Source organism: Nocardia sp. NPDC059764 (genome assembly GCF_042732555.1).
Classification (GTDB): Bacteria; Actinomycetota; Actinomycetes; order Mycobacteriales; family Mycobacteriaceae; genus Nocardia.
Window position 1 is genome coordinate 1 of the sequence record NZ_JBHWHH010000176.1, and the last position, 15,078, is coordinate 15,078.

General features: G+C 66.6%; 18 protein-coding genes, 1 tRNA gene and 1 pseudogene. 13 read left to right on the top strand and 7 right to left on the bottom strand.

Translation table 11 applies throughout. The features are described from left to right. Both ACFV4K_RS28965 and ACFV4K_RS28970 read left to right on the top strand, forming a co-directional pair. A partial coding sequence (locus tag ACFV4K_RS28965) for a hypothetical protein (protein ID WP_379279189.1) occupies positions 1-407 on the top strand: 407 nt, incomplete at its 5' end. A gap of 97 nt (positions 408-504) precedes the next feature. Next, on the top strand, positions 505-1,011 hold the full coding sequence (locus tag ACFV4K_RS28970; protein WP_379279190.1) for an STM3941 family protein: 507 nt from the start codon (positions 505-507) through the stop codon (positions 1,009-1,011). Here ACFV4K_RS28970 and ACFV4K_RS28975 read toward each other — a convergent pair. Continuing rightward, complete coding sequence (locus ACFV4K_RS28975; RefSeq protein ID WP_379279191.1) at positions 999-1,460, bottom strand: MarR family winged helix-turn-helix transcriptional regulator; 462 nt, start codon at positions 1,458-1,460, stop codon at positions 999-1,001. The genes ACFV4K_RS28970 and ACFV4K_RS28975 overlap by 13 nt on opposite strands. Before the next feature lie 96 nt (positions 1,461-1,556). Then, the gene (locus tag ACFV4K_RS28980) at positions 1,557-2,129 is read right to left on the bottom strand and encodes a hypothetical protein (RefSeq protein ID WP_379279192.1); all 573 of its coding nucleotides are present in this window, start codon (positions 2,127-2,129) and stop codon (positions 1,557-1,559) included. 376 nt (positions 2,130-2,505) lie between these two features. Here ACFV4K_RS28980 and ACFV4K_RS28985 point away from each other — a divergent pair, with 376 nt between their 5' ends. Then, complete coding sequence (locus ACFV4K_RS28985; RefSeq protein ID WP_379279193.1) at positions 2,506-3,498, top strand: endonuclease/exonuclease/phosphatase family protein; 993 nt, start codon at positions 2,506-2,508, stop codon at positions 3,496-3,498. Positions 3,499-3,762: 264 nt separating this feature from the next. Here ACFV4K_RS28985 and ACFV4K_RS28990 read toward each other — a convergent pair whose 3' ends face one another. After that, on the bottom strand, positions 3,763-3,987 hold the full coding sequence (locus tag ACFV4K_RS28990; RefSeq protein WP_379279194.1) for a hypothetical protein: 225 nt from the start codon (positions 3,985-3,987) through the stop codon (positions 3,763-3,765). 368 nt (positions 3,988-4,355) lie between these two features. On the opposite strand from ACFV4K_RS28990, the gene ACFV4K_RS28995 reads away from it, so the two are divergent. From ACFV4K_RS28995 to ACFV4K_RS29015, 5 genes are all read left to right on the top strand, one after another. Next, a complete protein-coding gene (locus ACFV4K_RS28995) occupies positions 4,356-5,525 on the top strand; it encodes a cytochrome P450 (RefSeq protein WP_379279195.1) in 1,170 nt (389 codons plus the stop codon). Between the two features lie 112 nt (positions 5,526-5,637). Further along, positions 5,638-5,712: transfer RNA gene (locus ACFV4K_RS29000), tRNA-Val, on the top strand. A gap of 97 nt (positions 5,713-5,809) precedes the next feature. After that, positions 5,810-6,262, top strand: coding sequence for a hypothetical protein (locus tag ACFV4K_RS29005; protein WP_379279196.1), 453 nt, complete (start codon positions 5,810-5,812; stop codon positions 6,260-6,262). A gap of 101 nt (positions 6,263-6,363) precedes the next feature. Beyond that, a complete protein-coding gene (locus ACFV4K_RS29010; protein WP_379279197.1) occupies positions 6,364-6,612 on the top strand; it encodes a hypothetical protein in 249 nt (82 codons plus the stop codon). A gap of 53 nt (positions 6,613-6,665) precedes the next feature. Beyond that, positions 6,666-7,310 carry a hypothetical protein gene (locus ACFV4K_RS29015; protein WP_379279198.1) on the top strand — a complete coding sequence of 215 codons (645 nt, stop codon included), beginning with the start codon at positions 6,666-6,668 and terminating at the stop codon, positions 7,308-7,310. Positions 7,311-7,801: 491 nt separating this feature from the next. Here the strand turns inward: ACFV4K_RS29015 and ACFV4K_RS29020 are convergent, their stop codons facing one another. Together ACFV4K_RS29020 and ACFV4K_RS29025 are read right to left on the bottom strand one after the other, a co-directional pair. Next, positions 7,802-8,254 (bottom strand): hypothetical protein, encoded by a 453-nt coding sequence (locus tag ACFV4K_RS29020; RefSeq protein ID WP_379279199.1) that lies wholly within the window; start codon positions 8,252-8,254, stop codon positions 7,802-7,804. Between the two features lie 4 nt (positions 8,255-8,258). Continuing rightward, a complete protein-coding gene (locus ACFV4K_RS29025) occupies positions 8,259-8,549 on the bottom strand; it encodes a hypothetical protein (protein ID WP_379279200.1) in 291 nt (96 codons plus the stop codon). 515 nt (positions 8,550-9,064) lie between these two features. On the opposite strand from ACFV4K_RS29025, the gene ACFV4K_RS29030 reads away from it, so the two are divergent. The 3 genes from ACFV4K_RS29030 to ACFV4K_RS29040 are packed head-to-tail and all read left to right on the top strand — an operon-like array spanning position 9,065 to position 10,191. Continuing rightward, positions 9,065-9,277 carry a ribbon-helix-helix protein, CopG family gene (locus ACFV4K_RS29030; protein ID WP_379279201.1) on the top strand — a complete coding sequence of 71 codons (213 nt, stop codon included), beginning with the start codon at positions 9,065-9,067 and terminating at the stop codon, positions 9,275-9,277. Continuing rightward, complete coding sequence (locus tag ACFV4K_RS29035) at positions 9,274-9,708, top strand: PIN domain-containing protein (protein WP_379279202.1); 435 nt, start codon at positions 9,274-9,276, stop codon at positions 9,706-9,708. Before ACFV4K_RS29030 ends, ACFV4K_RS29035 begins: the two co-directional genes overlap by 4 nt. Before the next feature lie 42 nt (positions 9,709-9,750). After that, complete coding sequence (locus tag ACFV4K_RS29040) at positions 9,751-10,191, top strand: hypothetical protein (protein ID WP_379279203.1); 441 nt, start codon at positions 9,751-9,753, stop codon at positions 10,189-10,191. A 237-nt stretch (positions 10,192-10,428) separates the two neighbouring features. Here ACFV4K_RS29040 and ACFV4K_RS29045 read toward each other — a convergent pair whose 3' ends face one another. Both ACFV4K_RS29045 and ACFV4K_RS29050 read right to left on the bottom strand, forming a co-directional pair. Further along, on the bottom strand, positions 10,429-11,844 hold the full coding sequence (locus ACFV4K_RS29045) for a phytoene desaturase family protein (protein ID WP_379279204.1): 1,416 nt from the start codon (positions 11,842-11,844) through the stop codon (positions 10,429-10,431). Continuing rightward, positions 11,841-13,307 carry a class I adenylate-forming enzyme family protein gene (locus tag ACFV4K_RS29050; RefSeq protein ID WP_379279205.1) on the bottom strand — a complete coding sequence of 489 codons (1,467 nt, stop codon included), beginning with the start codon at positions 13,305-13,307 and terminating at the stop codon, positions 11,841-11,843. The genes ACFV4K_RS29045 and ACFV4K_RS29050 overlap by 4 nt, the downstream gene beginning before the upstream one ends. A gap of 193 nt (positions 13,308-13,500) precedes the next feature. Between ACFV4K_RS29050 and ACFV4K_RS29055 the strand changes: the two genes are divergently transcribed. Both ACFV4K_RS29055 and ACFV4K_RS29060 read left to right on the top strand, forming a co-directional pair. Then, entirely contained in the window at positions 13,501-14,778 is a 1,278-nt protein-coding gene (locus ACFV4K_RS29055) for a PucR family transcriptional regulator (RefSeq protein ID WP_379279206.1), read from the top strand. Between the two features lie 127 nt (positions 14,779-14,905). Further along, positions 14,906-15,064: pseudogene (locus ACFV4K_RS29060) on the top strand (alpha/beta fold hydrolase); the annotation flags it as partial. Positions 15,065-15,078: the final 14 nt, after the last annotated feature.

Below are 15,078 nucleotides of genomic sequence, written 5' to 3' on the forward strand. Positions count from 1 at the left end.
ACCGTTGTCTGCGGATCTTCCCGTCGCCCGCAGAAATATGGGCGTTTCATCCGTCGGATCGACGACTAGCGTTGCGGCTCACAGGTTTTCGCGACGAAAGATGGGTCGACATGACGCACGCTCTGGTGAGATCGGCCGTAGCGGTGGGCCTCTCCGGTGGCCTCCTGCTGTCGGCGCTGGGAGCGGCGGCAACGGCTTCCGCGGATGCGCCGGCCGGCGCTCCCATCGTGGATGCGGGATCGTCCACTATCGCGCAGACCGGGTTCGGCACCGGTTCGGCGGGACTGGACCTGGCGACGGCGATGCTGCTGTGCAAGCTGACCGGTGGCGACTACCGGCTATCGATCGGCATGTTGACCGGGCCCAGCGGCTGCCTCGGCGGGCTGCTCGGAATTCCGAAGCTCTAGATGCGACCAGCCGTGGGGTGTGCTCGGTTTTTCCCGGCGGTGCGGGTGACGCATACTGACGCCGTAGTGGTGGTGAGGGCTAGTCAGGTGGAGTGCGGTGACTGAATCCGACGGGCGGGGCGGAAAGCTGGAGACGACAACGGTTTACAAGTCGTCGATACTGCGCACGCTGCTGCTGGCGGCGGGGGCGGGGTTCTTCGTCCTGGTGGGGTGCGTGCTCATGCTGACCACCGAGGCGAGCTCGATGGTGGTGGGCGCGATGGCGTTCGCGTTCTTCGGCTCCTGCTGGGTGCTGCTGGTGCTGCAATTGCCGCGGCGCAAGCCGGAGCTGGTCATCACCGATCGGGGCTTCACGCATCGCCGGCTGGGGTCGGTCGACTGGGCCGACGTCGACCGTGTGCAGGTGTCGAGCATCGGCGGGCAGCCGTTCGTCGATGTGGCGCTGTGGGATCCGGCGGCGTTCCTGGCCCGCTCCTCGCTGTTGATCCGCGTGCTCGGGCGGCTGAATCAGGGCCTCGGCTTCAGTCCGGCGGTGTTCTCCACGCGGACGATGGCGGCCTCACCGGACGAGGTCGTCGCGGCCATGCGTCATCACCGCGGGTAGGGATCCATATCGCGCAGCCGTTCCCGGTGCAGGCGCTGCAGTTCGCCGACCCGGCCCAGGAATCCCGCGATCAGTTCGAGCTCGTCGAGGTCGTACCGGTTCAGCATCATCTTGAAGCTCTCCTCGGCGAGCGGGCGGATGAGCTCGCGCACGCGGCGCGCGGTCAGATCGGTGGCCACCACGATCACGCGGCGGCGATCAGTGGGGTGCAGTGAGCGCGTGACATAGCCCTGCTTCTCCAGCCGGTTGAGCAGGACGGTGGCGCCCGCGGCGGTCAGGCCGAGCCGCTCGGCCAGCATGCCCGGTGTCGTCGACCGTCCGCCGACGAGGACGATTTCCAGTGCGCGCCGGTCGGTCTCGTTCACCCCCAGCAGCCGAAGCAGTTCACGTGCCAGATCCTCGACCGTTCCGTGGTAGTGCTCCAGGGCTTTTCGGAGCTCCACTGCCATCCGAGCGGGTTCGGTGGACAATACAGGGACCCCATCCGATGGGCGGAACCTGAACCGGGCTGGCGGAAACAGCCCGGTCCAGGCATTTTCACGGACTCAGCTGACGGTCGTGGTGGTCAGCGTCGGGGACGGGTTCGGGTAGCACGAGGTCGCGACATTGCCGATGAACGCCACCTTGGTCGTCATGGTCATGCCCGGGTTGGCGTAACTCGTTCCCGCGTACTGACTCGTGATCGGGGTGCCCGGGCTTCCGGCTGTGACATTGATGGTCACCGCCGGTGGGGTGAAGCTGGTGCCGCCCGCGATCGGACCCGGCACGGTCAGAACGACATTCCCGCCCGAGGTGGACACGGTGCCGGCCACGGTGCCGCCGGAGGCGGTGGCCGAGACCAGCGTCGAGTTCGCCGGGGTCGGGAAGGTCATCTTCAGGTTGCTGATGTTCGTCACGGAGAAGCCCGAGGCCGAACTGGGGACCGTGGAGGAGCCCGGGGTGAGGGTGATGGCCACGGCCGATCCCGACGCCGCCGAGCCCGGCGCGGTGCCGGTGACCGTGGTGGTCATGCTCGAGGTCTGGCCGATGCCGAAGATCGTGCCCTGACAACTCCAGTTCACGGTGACGGGCGCCGCATTCGCGGGCGCGGCCAAACAGAAAACAGTGGCCAGAGCCACCGGAGAAACAATACCGGCACGAAGCAGTGTGGAGGCGGTCGTTCTCATAACTAACTCCCGAAATAGTGAAGCAACAGCACGTTCCCGGTGGGGTGTGCCGCAACTTCAGGGGTTTGAAATGTAACCTGTTCGCATCATGCGGCGGCTGGTATTCGAAATAACAGTTTGGTATCGATGGCCGGTCAGGGGGCAGTTCTGGCAGATCGTTAACTGCAATTAGATATTTACGGTGGAAAGTTAATTTCATCAAGAGTTCGACGCCATTCGATCGAACTCGGCGAGTATCCGGCAACAATCTTAATTGTCGGAAATAGGGTCGGTTTTCATGGATCGGACCGGCATCGCGTAGCGTGATCGGCGAATAGGGGAGGACTGAATGGTCAACGCGTTGGGGCAGCAGCAGGCTGCCGTCGAGCCGATCGCACGCCGCCGCGGCCTGCTCCGGTGGGTGCTGCCGGTGCTCGGATGGCTGCTGCTCGCCGCGGGCGTGGCCGGGATCGGGCTGCACTACAACTCGCGGGTATGGGAACCGGCCGTGCTGGCGGCGTCATTCGCGTCGTACCTGATGGTCGGCGCGCTGGTCGCGGTCGTGGTGCTCGGACTGGCCCGGCGGTGGGTGAGCGCCGCGGTGGCCGTGCTGGTCTCGGCCACCGCGCTGTGGTCGCAGGCGCCGATGCTGTGGCCGGACGGGAGTGCCCCGCCCGGTACGGATCTGGTGATGATGCAGTCGAACCTGCTGTTCGGCCACGGCTCGGCCGAGGCGGTGGTGCGGGCGGTGCGCGAGCGCGAGGTCGAGGTCCTGACCGTCGAAGAACTGACTCCGGAACTCCTGAGCAAGCTCGACACCGCCGGACTGGCCGACCTGCTGCCGCACCGGTTCACCGCGCCGTCCTCCAGTGCTGGACAGGGCACCGGCATCTTCAGCCGCTACCCCTTGGAGGACGGTGTCAAGTTCGACGGCTTCTGGCTGAACAATCTGCGGGCCACCATGATTCACCCCGGCCGCGGCCCGGTGACGGTGTTCGCGCTGCACCCGATCCCGCCGACGTTGAACGCCGGGGTGTGGGCGCACGAACTCGGCCGCATCCGGGACATCCTCGACCAGACGACCGGCCAGGTCGTGGCCGGCGGCGACTTCAACTCCACCTACGACCACGCCGCCTACCGAAACCTGGTCAGCGGCCGCTACGCCGACTCCGCCGAACTCCTCGGCGTCGGCGCCCTCCCGACCTGGCCGACCGACCGCCGGTGGGGGCCGGTGATCGGCATCGACCGCATCCTCATCGCGCAGGGACACGCGGTCGCCCTGTCCTCGTACACGATCCCGGACACCGATCATCGTGCCGTGATCGCGCGGCTTCGCCTCTGACCCGAGCGGCTGGCATCGGCGGGCGGCGCTGGCCGAGATCTTCACCACGCGTCGGCGGGCGGAGGTTGATTCGGTCCTGGCCGGACGGGCCGCCGGCTATGGCGACCTAACCCATCTGCCGGTGACCGGGCGGATCATCACCGAAGCCCTGCGGTTGCGTCCGCCTGTGTGGTTCGTGACCCGCACTCATGATCCACGATCAGGGTCCCGTCGACAGGCGAAATGGCCGGTCCGCCAGGCGGACCGGCCATTCGCGTCACCGGGTCAGCGATGCTGGAGCTTGCGCTTCATCTCCTTGTCCAGGCCCTGTGCGTCCGACCGTGCCTGCTGGGCTTCCCGTTTGATGCCGGCGCCCAGGCGGTCCATGTCGCGCCGGGCGTCGTCGGCCATCTGGTCCATATCGGATTCCACGCGCTGCGCCTGGCCCTTCATGCCCTTCTTGGCCTTGTCGGCGATCTGGCTGGGTTTTCGGCCGTGCTTGCTAGACATTCCAACCTCCGAATCGGTAGGTCTCGGGTCCGAACTGAAGGAAAAAGGACGCGTCCGCGTCCGCCGAATCTCCGAGCGCTGTCGACCGGCGTTCACCAACCGGGCGGGAACGCCGACAGCCGGGATATCGCAGCAATTATCGAGCAACAATTGCGCCTCGTAGAGCCTGCTCCTGCGGCTCGCCGCTGTCAATCACTTTCGCGAAATCGGTCTCTGAGCGCGGGGTCGTCGAAACGGCGCGCGCCGATGCGGTCCCGTCGGTAGTGTTGATCTTCCGCATCCGGGATGTGCGCTGTTCGGCGGCGGTGGAGTGTTGCGCACCGTGTGAAGTGGGTTCGATGTCAGAGCAAGTCGGTACGCGCGTACCGATGTACACCCCCGAGTTCGCCGCCGACCCGCACCGGGTCTATCGCGAGATGCGGGAGCAGTACGGGTCTTTGGTTCCGGTGGAGCTCGCGCCGGGGGTGCCGGCCACGCTGGTGGTCGGATATCGCACGGCGGTAAGGATTCTCAACGATCCCGACCGGTTCCCCGCCGATCCGCGAGCCTGGCAGGCGGGCGTGCCCGCGGACTGCCCGGTGCTGCCGATGATGCAGTGGCGGCCGAATGCGTTGCGCAGCGCGGGATCCGAGCACGCGCGGTATCGGCAGACCAATACCGCCGGGCTCGCCGGCATCGACCATTTCGGGTTGCAGGGCACCGTCGAGCGGGTCGCGGTGTCGCTGATCAACTCGTTCTGCGCGGCAGGATCGGCAGACCTGGTGCGCGACTACGCTTTTCCGCTGGCCTTCCAGGTGCTCAACACCCTGCTCGGATGCCCGGTCGAGATCGCGGCGCAGGCGGCCGAGGGGTTCCGCGCCATCTTCGAGGGCGTCGGCGCCGAACACGGCAACAAGCTGCTCATCGACGCCCTGCTGCGACTGACCCAGCACAAACGCGCCCACCCCGCCCAGGACGTCACCACCCGCATGCTGCACCACCCCACCGGCCTCACCGACACCGAGCTGGTGCACCAGCTGGCCACCCTCTACGGCGCGGGCATCGAGCCGCAACAGAACCTGATCGTCAACACCCTGGTTCTGCTGCTCCTCGACGACCGCTTCCGCGGTAGCGCCCTCGGCGGCAGCCTCTCCACCCGGGACGCCCTCGACGAAGTCCTCTTCAACGACCCGCCGATGGCCAACTTCTGCATCAGCTTCCCGCCCCAGCAGGTCCTCATCGACGACACCTGGCTCCCGCCCCACCAGCCGGTCGTCATCTCCATGGCCGCCTGCAACACCGACCCCACCATCCGCGGCACCGGGTTCTCCGGCAACCGCTCCCACCTCGCGTGGGGCGTCGGCCCCCACGCCTGCCCCGCCAGCTCCCTCGCCTACCTCATCGCCCAGGAAGCCGTCGACCAACTCCTCGACGCCATCCCCGAACTCCACCTCGCCGTCCCCGCCTCCGAATTGTCCTGGCGCCCAGGCCCCTTCCACCGCGCCCTCCTCGCCCTCCCCGTCACCTTCACCCCCACCCCACCCCTCCCCGAACGCTGACCGCCCCGCCACCCCGGCGTCGATTTGGCAAACAGACGGGGTAACGCGCTAGTGTTGTCTCACTCCGGCACGGGAAACCCCGAGCCGGACAGCCGCTTCGGCGGCGAGACCCGGTTCTATAGCTCAGCGGGAGAGCACTCGCTTCACACGCGAGGGGTCGCTGGTTCGATCCCAGCTAGAGCCACCAGAAGGGGCCTATTCAAACCAGCGTTCGCTCGCTGGCTTGGGTGAGCCCCTTTCGGCTTTCTGGTGAACGATGGGCTGGTGCAGGTTCGCCCGGCCTGGTGGACCGCATCCTCCACGTAGGGGAGTGGGACACTCGAACCGCGCAGTCACGCAACTTCCACGCCTCGTCAGAGCTGCGATGCACCGCCAGCCCGTGCCTGTCGCACGCGCAGCCGAGCCGCCCGCACCATCCGGTCCGGCCGCGCCAGGCTGCCATGGGGGACCAGGATCTCCGCGACGATCAGGAACAACACGGCCACGAGCAGGATGATGCCGATCTGCTGGGGGACGAAGGTCGGCCGATCGGCATTCTGGGTCTACACCACCTGCGACTCGAACCCGAGCCCGACGCCCAGCGCGACGATCGAGGCCAGCACCGACCGCACGATCCGACCCGCACGTCGAGCACCCGCTGCGAGATCCGCTATATCAGTGCGACCGACACCAGCGTCGCCCCGACGGCGACGGCCACGCTCACCAATAGCTCACCGGCACACATCGGTGCAGCCTAACCGGCTAGCCGCCGACGCGATCCCCGCCGCTGGCGCACGACGCCATGATCTCCTGCGGGAACCGCTCGCGCGGCAGGGCGGTCAGCGGGCACCATCGAGACATGTCCGACGTGAACAAGCACAACCTCGTCTACTTCGAAAACCCTTCCATGCGAGGCCTGTACGCCGCCCTGGACGAATGGCAGCGCGCCAACAATCAGCGCTTCCTGTCCCTGACGATCCACCCCGACGCCGGAAACTTCTGCTGCATAGCGCTGACCAACCCGGCCGAAGTGGTCATCACCAGCGTCGACGGGCACCATCATGCGGCTGTCAACCGCTTCGGCCTACTCGCGGTCACCACCGACTAGCGTCCAGGTCGAGCCGTTCGGCGTTGTCGGTGTCCTCTGCCACAATCGCGCTCATGTCGTTCTCTCCGCCGTCCGACCCGATGTACTCGACCGTGTATTCCGACTGGGTGCGGGCGTCCGACCCCGATGCGGTCGCCGTGGCCGAGGATCTGGTTGCGTACTTGGGGAAGGGGTTTCAGGGTGCGGATACTCCCGGTGGTTTCATCGACAGGGTGGTGGATCGGCGGGTGACGATGCTCCCGGAGTCACACCGGCCCTGGGTCTGGGACATGGTGGGGCACTGGTTCGCCGCCTATATTCCGTTGGTGGCCTGGGAATCTCGGTGCCGGAAGGCGGCGTCGAGCGCGTGCGGCCGGGCGCGGGCGGCGGAGCGGAAGCACTCGTTGCCGGTTCCGGTGGACTATCACCCCGACAGTTGGTCCGCGGTCACCTCGATCATGGGTGACCGCGGAGAAACCGACTGCCTGCCTGAGTTTTTCACCGATGCCGATGTCCCGGAAGGCAGGACTCTCGCTTGGACACTGCTGTCGTACGCACCGTTGCCCCCGGGAGTGACCACCTCACCGCTCGGGTCAAAGGACGGCATGATGGGCTATCGCATCACCCAGAGTGGCGAAGGGTGGTGCGGATACGCGCTGGAAGGCATCGACGGTCGGCAGGCCCGCTTTGCGGGTGGCCGCGGGGCGGGTGAGCCGTAGGGTGTCGTCCACACGCCGGAAAGCAGCACCCCGGAACTGGTGCTGGCGCACGGCTGGCCGGGGCCCGGTCGAGTGGGCGGACAGAACCGCACGCCTGGTCCGTGAGCGCGAGCGAAGTTCCGCTCGCGTCACGGGATGAGGCGAGTCGTACGGTCAACCACGAAGGGACCCGGTCGAAGTGGCAACGACGTGGCGCGGTGTCAGTCGTCTCGTGCCAGGAGCCGAGCGGCTTGTTTGGGGTCCATGAGGTTGGACCAGACCTGTTCGGCGGGCATGAGTTCGCGTTCGGGGAGGGAGGATTCGGGAAACCAGCCATCGGGTGCGCAGCCGGGGACTCGGTGCAGGATGACGGCGGTGAGATTGGGTGGCCACATAGGTTTCGTGGCCGTGGTCCGCGCGAATCTGGACGCCGAGGCGGAATCCGGCCAGATCGACGGCGTGTTCGTGGCCGTCGTGCAGTGATCCGATGACGAGTTCGGTGATCGTCGTGGTCAACCGGAGCGCGAATCGGGTGGCTGCTTCGAGCCGTATCGGTCGTGATCGTCGTTGTCCGGCAACAAATGTCGGCTATGGGTATCGGTAGTGAGTGGCTTGTCGTGTGCGGCGTTGTAGCGCTGTCGAGCGGTCTGGCATTGATGCTGCAGGGCTGCGTAGAAGTCGTTGGTGGAACCGTCTTCGCGAGTTCCGGCGCAGACGAGCCAGGCCGGAATCTCGGCGTCCGGCTCGTCGAGGTAGACAGCTCCTCGCCAACGGTTCACCTTGACCTTGAACAGGATTGTGTCGTCGATGGCGCGGATGCGCTCGTGTGGAGTGTCGGGGTTGGCGAACTGTTCTCGTGCCTTGGCCAGGATCGGGTGATCGATCCGGTCCAGCGGGACGTTGACGGGAGGAAGTGGAAGACACAGGTCCTCGCGCACGCAGCGCAGTGTCGGCCGCACGGTCATCGTCTCATTCCTCCCAGTCGCCGACGCCTCCGAGTTCTTCGATCTGCTGGGGGGATAGGCCGGTCAGCATGGCGACGCTGGCGCCGAGGGACCCGTCGAGGACTTTCATCGACTCGATCATGCCGCGGCGGATCTCCTGTCTCTTCTGTTCCAGGTACACACGAGCAGCCTCGGCGACGAAGTCCTTCTTGGTCATTCCGAGGAAGTGGGCTGCCTGGGAGATAAGTTCGTCGGTGGCTGCGTCGATCTTCAGTGGCGCTGGCCGCTTGGGTGCGCCGGTAGCGGGCGTTGTCATGGTTCCTCCTCCTGGAACCATGGTGCCCAAGTACCCTGAATCGTGGCGAAAAGCGCTGCCCGGCGCCGGGCCGGACATCACCGCGGTCGCGGACGTTCGACCAACTTCGGACCTATGACCGGGTGTCTGCGGCTGCTTCGAAAGTGGCCCTAACCATGATCAACCCGAACCACCCCACGGCAGCGGGGCCGAAACTCTGGGTCAAGCCAGTGGGCACCCGCCGGACATCTCGAGCTGGCGGTGGCCGCCCATGCAACGACACCCGGAACAGGCAACTCCCGCTATCGGCAGTACGGCGAGCAGCCGGATTTGCTGCGCCGCGTGTGCGAGGACGCGGCTGACCGCTTGGGCGGCAGCGCGCACCGAGCCGACGGGGGTGCCGATTTCGTAGGAGGTGATGCGGGGCCGGGGGCCGGTCTGGGCCGCAGTGTGCTCTGGTGGGAAGGGTTGAACGTCACGATTGACGGAGGGCGGGGCTGGTATCACGGGTGGTATCTTGAGCTATGGCCTGGACTATGCGTTTTCCCAGCGATGAGGAGGCCGCGCTAGAGGCGCAGGCTGAGGTGGAAGGGCGTTCCAAGCATGAGATCACGCGGGATGCGGTTCGCGAGTACCTCATGAGGCATCGTCGGTGGGACGAGCCGTTGGTCGAGGACGAGGACACGTTCGATATGGGTGGTCCAATCGGTAAGGATGATATCCACGACGCGATGAATCGGCCCGCATGATCGTTGTCGCGGATACTTCGGGACTGCTGGCGTTGTTCAACCGTTCGGATCCGGAACACTTCGCGGTGCGGCGGGCGGCGGATGCTGCGAGTGCACTGGTCGTGAGTCCGCTCGCATTGACCGAGGTGCACCACGTGGCGACGGTGCGTGCCGGTCGGAAGGTCGCCGATGCGGTGCTCGGCAAGTTGGCCGATCGAATTGCCGCCACCCGGGTGGTTGTCGGGGAAATCGGAGCGGCGCAGTTGCGTTCGGCGTTGGAGATCCGTTCTGCCTACTATGACCTCGACCTCGATATCGTCGACGCAACCTGCGTGGTGCTGGCCGACCACTTCGACACCGATCGTATTCTGACGTTGGACCGCAGAGACTTTCGCGTGTTGCGGCCGCTGAGTCGGTACTCCGCGTTTCAGGTCTTGCCCGACGATCTGTGAGTCGTCGTTACGCTGCAGCCGATCTTGTTCAGGATCGGTGGTATGTCGACCGGCGCGGTGACCACGCTGCTGAGCGGGCTGTGGTATCCGAACGGGCTGCTGTTGCTGCCCGATGGGGATCTGATCATTTCCAACCTGTCGATTCCGGTGCCGGCGGGACTGAGCCGGTATCGGCCGTCCACGGGCGAATTCGACCCGCGGTGGTCTAATACGCCCTATCCCAACGGGATTGCCCTGGCCGCGGACGGGAAGTCGATCTACACCGAGAACGACGGTCTGTCGCAGGTGGTGTCGATTCCGCTGGATGCGCCGACGACCTCCACGGTGGTGGCCACCATCCACGACGGGCTGTTTCCCGAGTTGTCCGGATTCGCGGCCGGTTCGAGTCGGTTTCGCGCTGGTGATTGCCAGTGCAATGTCATTTGGTGTTTGCAGAGGTCGGGATTGCCTCGCGGATTCCTGCGGCACAGGTGGGCTGCATAGCGCCGAACTGGTGGCGTCTGAAACATCGTAAAATGCATGGCTACCAGGTCCTTTCCGCTGGACTGGGCGGAACGGGTGGGACCGTGATCGCTGGGTTGCCGACCTTGTGATCTCACGACCTCGCTGACGTCCCTGGGGAGCTCAACATGGCGACGGATCCGTCGCCGGTTAGCCGCGGAGGGAACCGTGGTCGCGCGGACCACATGGCCATCATGTATTGCGGGGACCGGGCGGGTGTCAGCGCCGGAGATATCGGAGTGCCGCCTCGGCGGCGTTGGCTCCGCACATGCCGTGGGCGCCGGGTCCCGGTGGGGTGGCGGCCGAGCAGATGTACATTCCGGGGAGCCCGATCGTATACGGCGACAGGGTTATTCGGGGGCCGAAGACGAGTTGGCGGATGTCCTTGGAACCGGTCATGATGTCGCCGCCGACGTAGTTGGGGTTGTAGGCGGCCATGGCGGTGGTATCGCGGACGGTGTGGCCGATGATGCGGTCGCTGAATCCTGGTGCGAAGCGTTCGATCTGGGCGATGATCGCCGCGGTCGCGTCGCCGGTGTATCCGTTGGGCACGTGGGCGTAGCTCCAGATCGGATGGATGTCTCCGACCGAGCGCTGGGGGTCGGCGAGGTATTGCTGGCCGACGAGCACGAACGGTCGTTCCGGCATGCGTCCGGCGTGGATCCGGCGCTCGGTGGCGGCGAGTTCGTCGTACGTGCCCGCCAGGTGCACGGTGCCGGCTCGGTGTGCGTCCGGATTGGTCCACGGCACGCCGCCCTGTACCGCGAAGTCGACCTTGAAGGCCCCCGGTCCCTGCCGGAATCGCCGCAGGGCCCTGGCGATTCGCGGCGGGAGGCCGTCGCCGAGAATTCCGGCGATGGCGTCGGGTGCGAGGTCGAAGAGAGTGACGTCGGCGGGCGGGAGTTGTGACGCGGCATCGACGCGGATGCCGGTCTCGATCTTGCCGCCAAGGTCGGCGAGCATCGCCGCGAGCGCATTGGTGATCGATTGCGACCCGCCCGCGGCGACGGGCCAGCCGTAGCGGTGTCCGGCGGTGAGGATGCCGAGCCCGATCGCCGAGGTCATGGGGTAGTGCAGGGGCCGGAAGGCGTGGGCGGCGACACCCCCGAACAGGGCGCGGGCTTGATCAGTGCGGAACGCCCGCGCGAGGGTGGAGGCCGGGAGCACGGTCGGCATGCCGAATCGTGCCAGTGTCAGCGGATGGCGTGGGAACCGCAGTAGCGGGCCCATGATGTCCTGGGCCAGTGCGTCGAAGCGTGCCGAGGGCCGCTCGAACAGCAGTCGCCATAGGTTGGCGTCGCCGCCGAGCCCGGCCGCGGTCTGCTCGACGGCGCGGTGCAGTACACCCGCGCTGCCGTCGTCGAGCGGGTGGACGCAGTCGACTTCCGGTGTGCGCCATGACAGTCCGTAGCGTTCCAGCTCGAGCCCGGACAAGAATGGGGATCCGACAGCCATCGGGTGGGTGGCCGAGCATTGGTCGTGCAGCAACCCCGGGACGATGGCCTCGCAGGTGCGAGTGCCGCCCCCGATCTCGTTCGCGGCCTCGAGCACGGTGACGTTGACACCGGCATGGGCCAATTCGACGGCGGCGGCGAGACCGTTGGGCCCGCTGCCGACGATGGTCGCCGTGCTCATCGCGCGGCCTCGGCGGCGAGCCTGCGCAATGCGGGCTTGTCGATCTTGCCGACTGGGTTCTTGGGCAGTGCGTCGAGTACCGTGATAGTCACGGGGAGCTTGTATTTCGCCAGCGAGCCGCGCAGGTGGCGGTCGATCTCGCCGCCGACCAGAGCGTGGCCGGAGGTGAGCGAGACGAACAGGACCGGCTGTTCGCCGAACACCTGGTCGGCGCGGCCCACGGCGGCCGCCTCGGCGATTTCCGGCAGCTGATAGGCGACGGTTTCGATCTCCTTCGGATAGATGTTCTCGCCACCGCGAATGATCATGTCCTTGGCACGATCGATCAGGACGAGATAGCCGTCGGAATCCAGGAAGCCGATATCGCCGGTGCGCAGCCAGCCGTCCACCAAGGTTTTCGCGGTCTCCTCGGGCTTGTTCAAATAGCCGCGCATGACATTGGGCCCGGACACCATGACCTCGCCGGGCTCGCCCGCGGCGACCGCGGCGCCGTCGTCGGCGACGATGCGAATCCGCTGGCCCGGCAGCGGAAGTCCGACGGTGCCTGGTTTACGCGGACCGGCCGGCGGATTGAGAGTGCTGGCGCACGTGCCTTCGGACAACCCGTAGCCCTCGATGATCGGTATGCCGTAACGGGTTTCGAACTTGTCCAGCAATTCCACACTCGCCGGCGCCGCACCGCAGATCCCGAACCGCACCGCCGAGGTGTCCGGTCGCAACTCGGCGGGCAGATCGCACAGCATCGTGTAGATCGTCGGTACCGCCGAGAAGTAGGTCGCGCGGCTGTATTCGAGCCGTACGAAGAAGTCCTCGGCGCGGAAGCGGCCCGCGACGGTTGTGCTTCCGCCGGCCAGCAGCGGTGAGAGTACCGAGACCACGATGCCGTTGACGTGGAACAGCGGGAGGATCAACAGGCTGCGATCGGCAGGACCGAGCGACAGTCCGTCGATCACCATGCGGCACATGGCATTCAGATTCGCGTGATCGAGCATGACGCCCTTGGGGCGGCCCGTGGTCCCGCTGGTGTAGATGAGCAGCGCCAAGGCCAGCTCGTCGAAGGCGGCGGGATCGGTCACGGAATCGAATTCGGCGGCACTCGACTGCCACACCGGAACAATCGTCGGCACCGGCGACGCGGCGATCGGCTCCGCGGTGACGAGCAGGGCGGCATCGGCGTCGGCGAGCTGGTAGGCGACTTCCGCGGGCGCCAGCGCCGGGTTGATCGGGGTGACCGCCGCGCCGAGGCGCCAGGCCGCGAACAGGCACACGATCAGGTCGGCGGTGTTGGGCAGCATGACCGCGACCACGTCGCCGCGGTCGACGCCGCACGCGCGCAGCGTGGCCGCCGCGCGGCGGACCGAGTCGAGGAACGCCGCGTTGTCCAGCTCCATATGGTCGTCGGCGATCGCCGGGGCCTCCGGATTCGCGAAGGCGCGTACGTCCGGTAGTTCGGGGAAGTTCATCAGCAGTCCTAGCCAGCGGTGAAGTGATCCAAAGCCCTCGGAATCAGGCGCAGTGACCTGGACCACGATAGGGAGCGGACGCTGCGCGGTCGCTGTTACGCCGTAATGAAGTCTCGATCGACCTTTGTCTCGGGAAGACAAGAAGATCGAAAATCGCGACCCGGACAATGTACGCCGGTTCTAGGGTGCAGGTATGGCGAATGTGCGTCGCGACGACGTCGATGAGGACCGCTTCATCGCGGCGATAGCCACCCGGATGAACAGCCGGGTGAGCGATGTCAGCGCGGGCATCCGCAGCTCGCTGGAAGGCGATATCGCAGAATTGCGAGGTGACCCGCGCACCGGCGAATTGCTCGGCGCCAGCGTCGAAGCCAATGTCGGGACCATCCTCAACGCCTTGCGCTACGGCCTCCCGGTCGCCGGAATCCAGGCTCCGCCCGCTGCGGTCGAGTACGCCAGACGGCTTGCGCAGCAAGGGACTCCGTCCACCGCACTGATCCGGGCCTATCGTCTCGGCCAGCGCCGGATGACGGAGCTGGTGTTCGCCGAACTCCACACACTCACGATTCCGGCCGATGAGCGCATCACCGTCGTCGAGCGCATCACCGCGATCCTGTTCGAGTACATCGACCGCATCACCGAGCAGGTCGTGGCCGTCTACGACGAGGAACGCGCGCGCTGGCTGGAGAACCAGAACAGCATTCGCGCGATCCGGGTCCGGGAAGTGCTCGACGGCCGCACCAGCATCGATGTCGACGCGGTCACCGAGGCCATCCGGTATCCGCTGCGCTGGCAGCACCTCGCGCTGGTGCTGTGGTACCCGGACTCCGACACCGATGCCATAGCTCGGCTGCAGCGCTGGGTTCGCGAGTTGGCCGACGCTGTCGGCGTTGCCGCGGCCCCCCTGATCGTCGCGGCCGATCAGGTCAGCGCCTGGGCCTGGCTGCCGTATCGGGCCGAACCGGGAGACAGAGTCGCCGATATTCGGAAGGTCGCGGGCGCGCGTCAGGGTGCACCGAGTATCGCCATCGGCGCTGTCGGTGCGGGTCTCGACGGATTCCGGCACTCGCACCGGAGCGCCCAGCGCGCCCGCGCTGTCGCCTTGGCTCGCGGACTGCATACAGCGACCGTCGTCGCGGCAGGTGATCCCGGGCTGGCCGCCGCAGCCCTGCTGGGCGCCGATCTCGGTGAAGCTCGGGCCTGGGTGTACGACGTGCTCGGAGAACTGGCCTGCGACAACGAGAACGACGCACGCCTGCGCGACACCTTACGGGTGTTCCTGCGCACCGGATCCAGCTACAAGGCCGCGGCGGCGGAGGTGGATCTGCATTTCAACTCGGTCAAGTATCGCGTCGGCCGTGCCGTCGCGCGGCGTGGGCGGCCGATCGGCGACGATCGGCTCGACGTGGAGCTGGCGCTGCTGGCGTGTCATTGGTATGGGGCGGCGGTATTGCGTCCGTCGACGGGATAGCCGGATCGCCGATTGCTGCGCGCGTGACAACTCGCCCACGGGATTTCGTCCTCCCGAGACAATGGCGCACGCGTGCGCCCGGCCGGAAATCGGCGCGCCCGCGACTTGGGCAATGCCGAACTTCCGCGGTTTCTCCTGGGGCGGAGCGCTGGCCCAGCAGTTCGCGTTTCAATATCCGCGTCGTTGCCGCAGACTGATCCTGGTCGCCACCGGCACCGGCGCGCTCATGGTCCCCGGCAGGCCGAGCACCTTGCTGAAAATGCTGACACCGCGCCGATTCCTGGACCACGAGTAAACCGG

Coding starts and splice junctions, on each gene's coding strand:
- ACFV4K_RS28975 (WP_379279191.1), bottom strand. CDS start 1,460: ATGGCAGTGGAGCTCCGAAAAGCCCTGGAGCACTACCACGGAACGGTC.
- ACFV4K_RS28985 (WP_379279193.1), top strand. CDS start 2,506: ATGGTCAACGCGTTGGGGCAGCAGCAGGCTGCCGTCGAGCCGATCGCA.
- ACFV4K_RS28990 (WP_379279194.1), bottom strand. CDS start 3,987: ATGTCTAGCAAGCACGGCCGAAAACCCAGCCAGATCGCCGACAAGGCC.
- ACFV4K_RS28995 (WP_379279195.1), top strand. CDS start 4,356: ATGTACACCCCCGAGTTCGCCGCCGACCCGCACCGGGTCTATCGCGAG.
- ACFV4K_RS29010 (WP_379279197.1), top strand. CDS start 6,364: ATGTCCGACGTGAACAAGCACAACCTCGTCTACTTCGAAAACCCTTCC.
- ACFV4K_RS29015 (WP_379279198.1), top strand. CDS start 6,666: ATGTCGTTCTCTCCGCCGTCCGACCCGATGTACTCGACCGTGTATTCC.
- ACFV4K_RS29020 (WP_379279199.1), bottom strand. CDS start 8,254: ATGACCGTGCGGCCGACACTGCGCTGCGTGCGCGAGGACCTGTGTCTT.
- ACFV4K_RS29025 (WP_379279200.1), bottom strand. CDS start 8,549: ATGACAACGCCCGCTACCGGCGCACCCAAGCGGCCAGCGCCACTGAAG.
- ACFV4K_RS29030 (WP_379279201.1), top strand. CDS start 9,065: ATGCGTTTTCCCAGCGATGAGGAGGCCGCGCTAGAGGCGCAGGCTGAG.
- ACFV4K_RS29035 (WP_379279202.1), top strand. CDS start 9,274: ATGATCGTTGTCGCGGATACTTCGGGACTGCTGGCGTTGTTCAACCGT.
- ACFV4K_RS29040 (WP_379279203.1), top strand. CDS start 9,751: ATGTCGACCGGCGCGGTGACCACGCTGCTGAGCGGGCTGTGGTATCCG.
- ACFV4K_RS29045 (WP_379279204.1), bottom strand. CDS start 11,844: ATGAGCACGGCGACCATCGTCGGCAGCGGGCCCAACGGTCTCGCCGCC.
- ACFV4K_RS29050 (WP_379279205.1), bottom strand. CDS start 13,307: ATGAACTTCCCCGAACTACCGGACGTACGCGCCTTCGCGAATCCGGAG.
- ACFV4K_RS29055 (WP_379279206.1), top strand. CDS start 13,501: ATGGCGAATGTGCGTCGCGACGACGTCGATGAGGACCGCTTCATCGCG.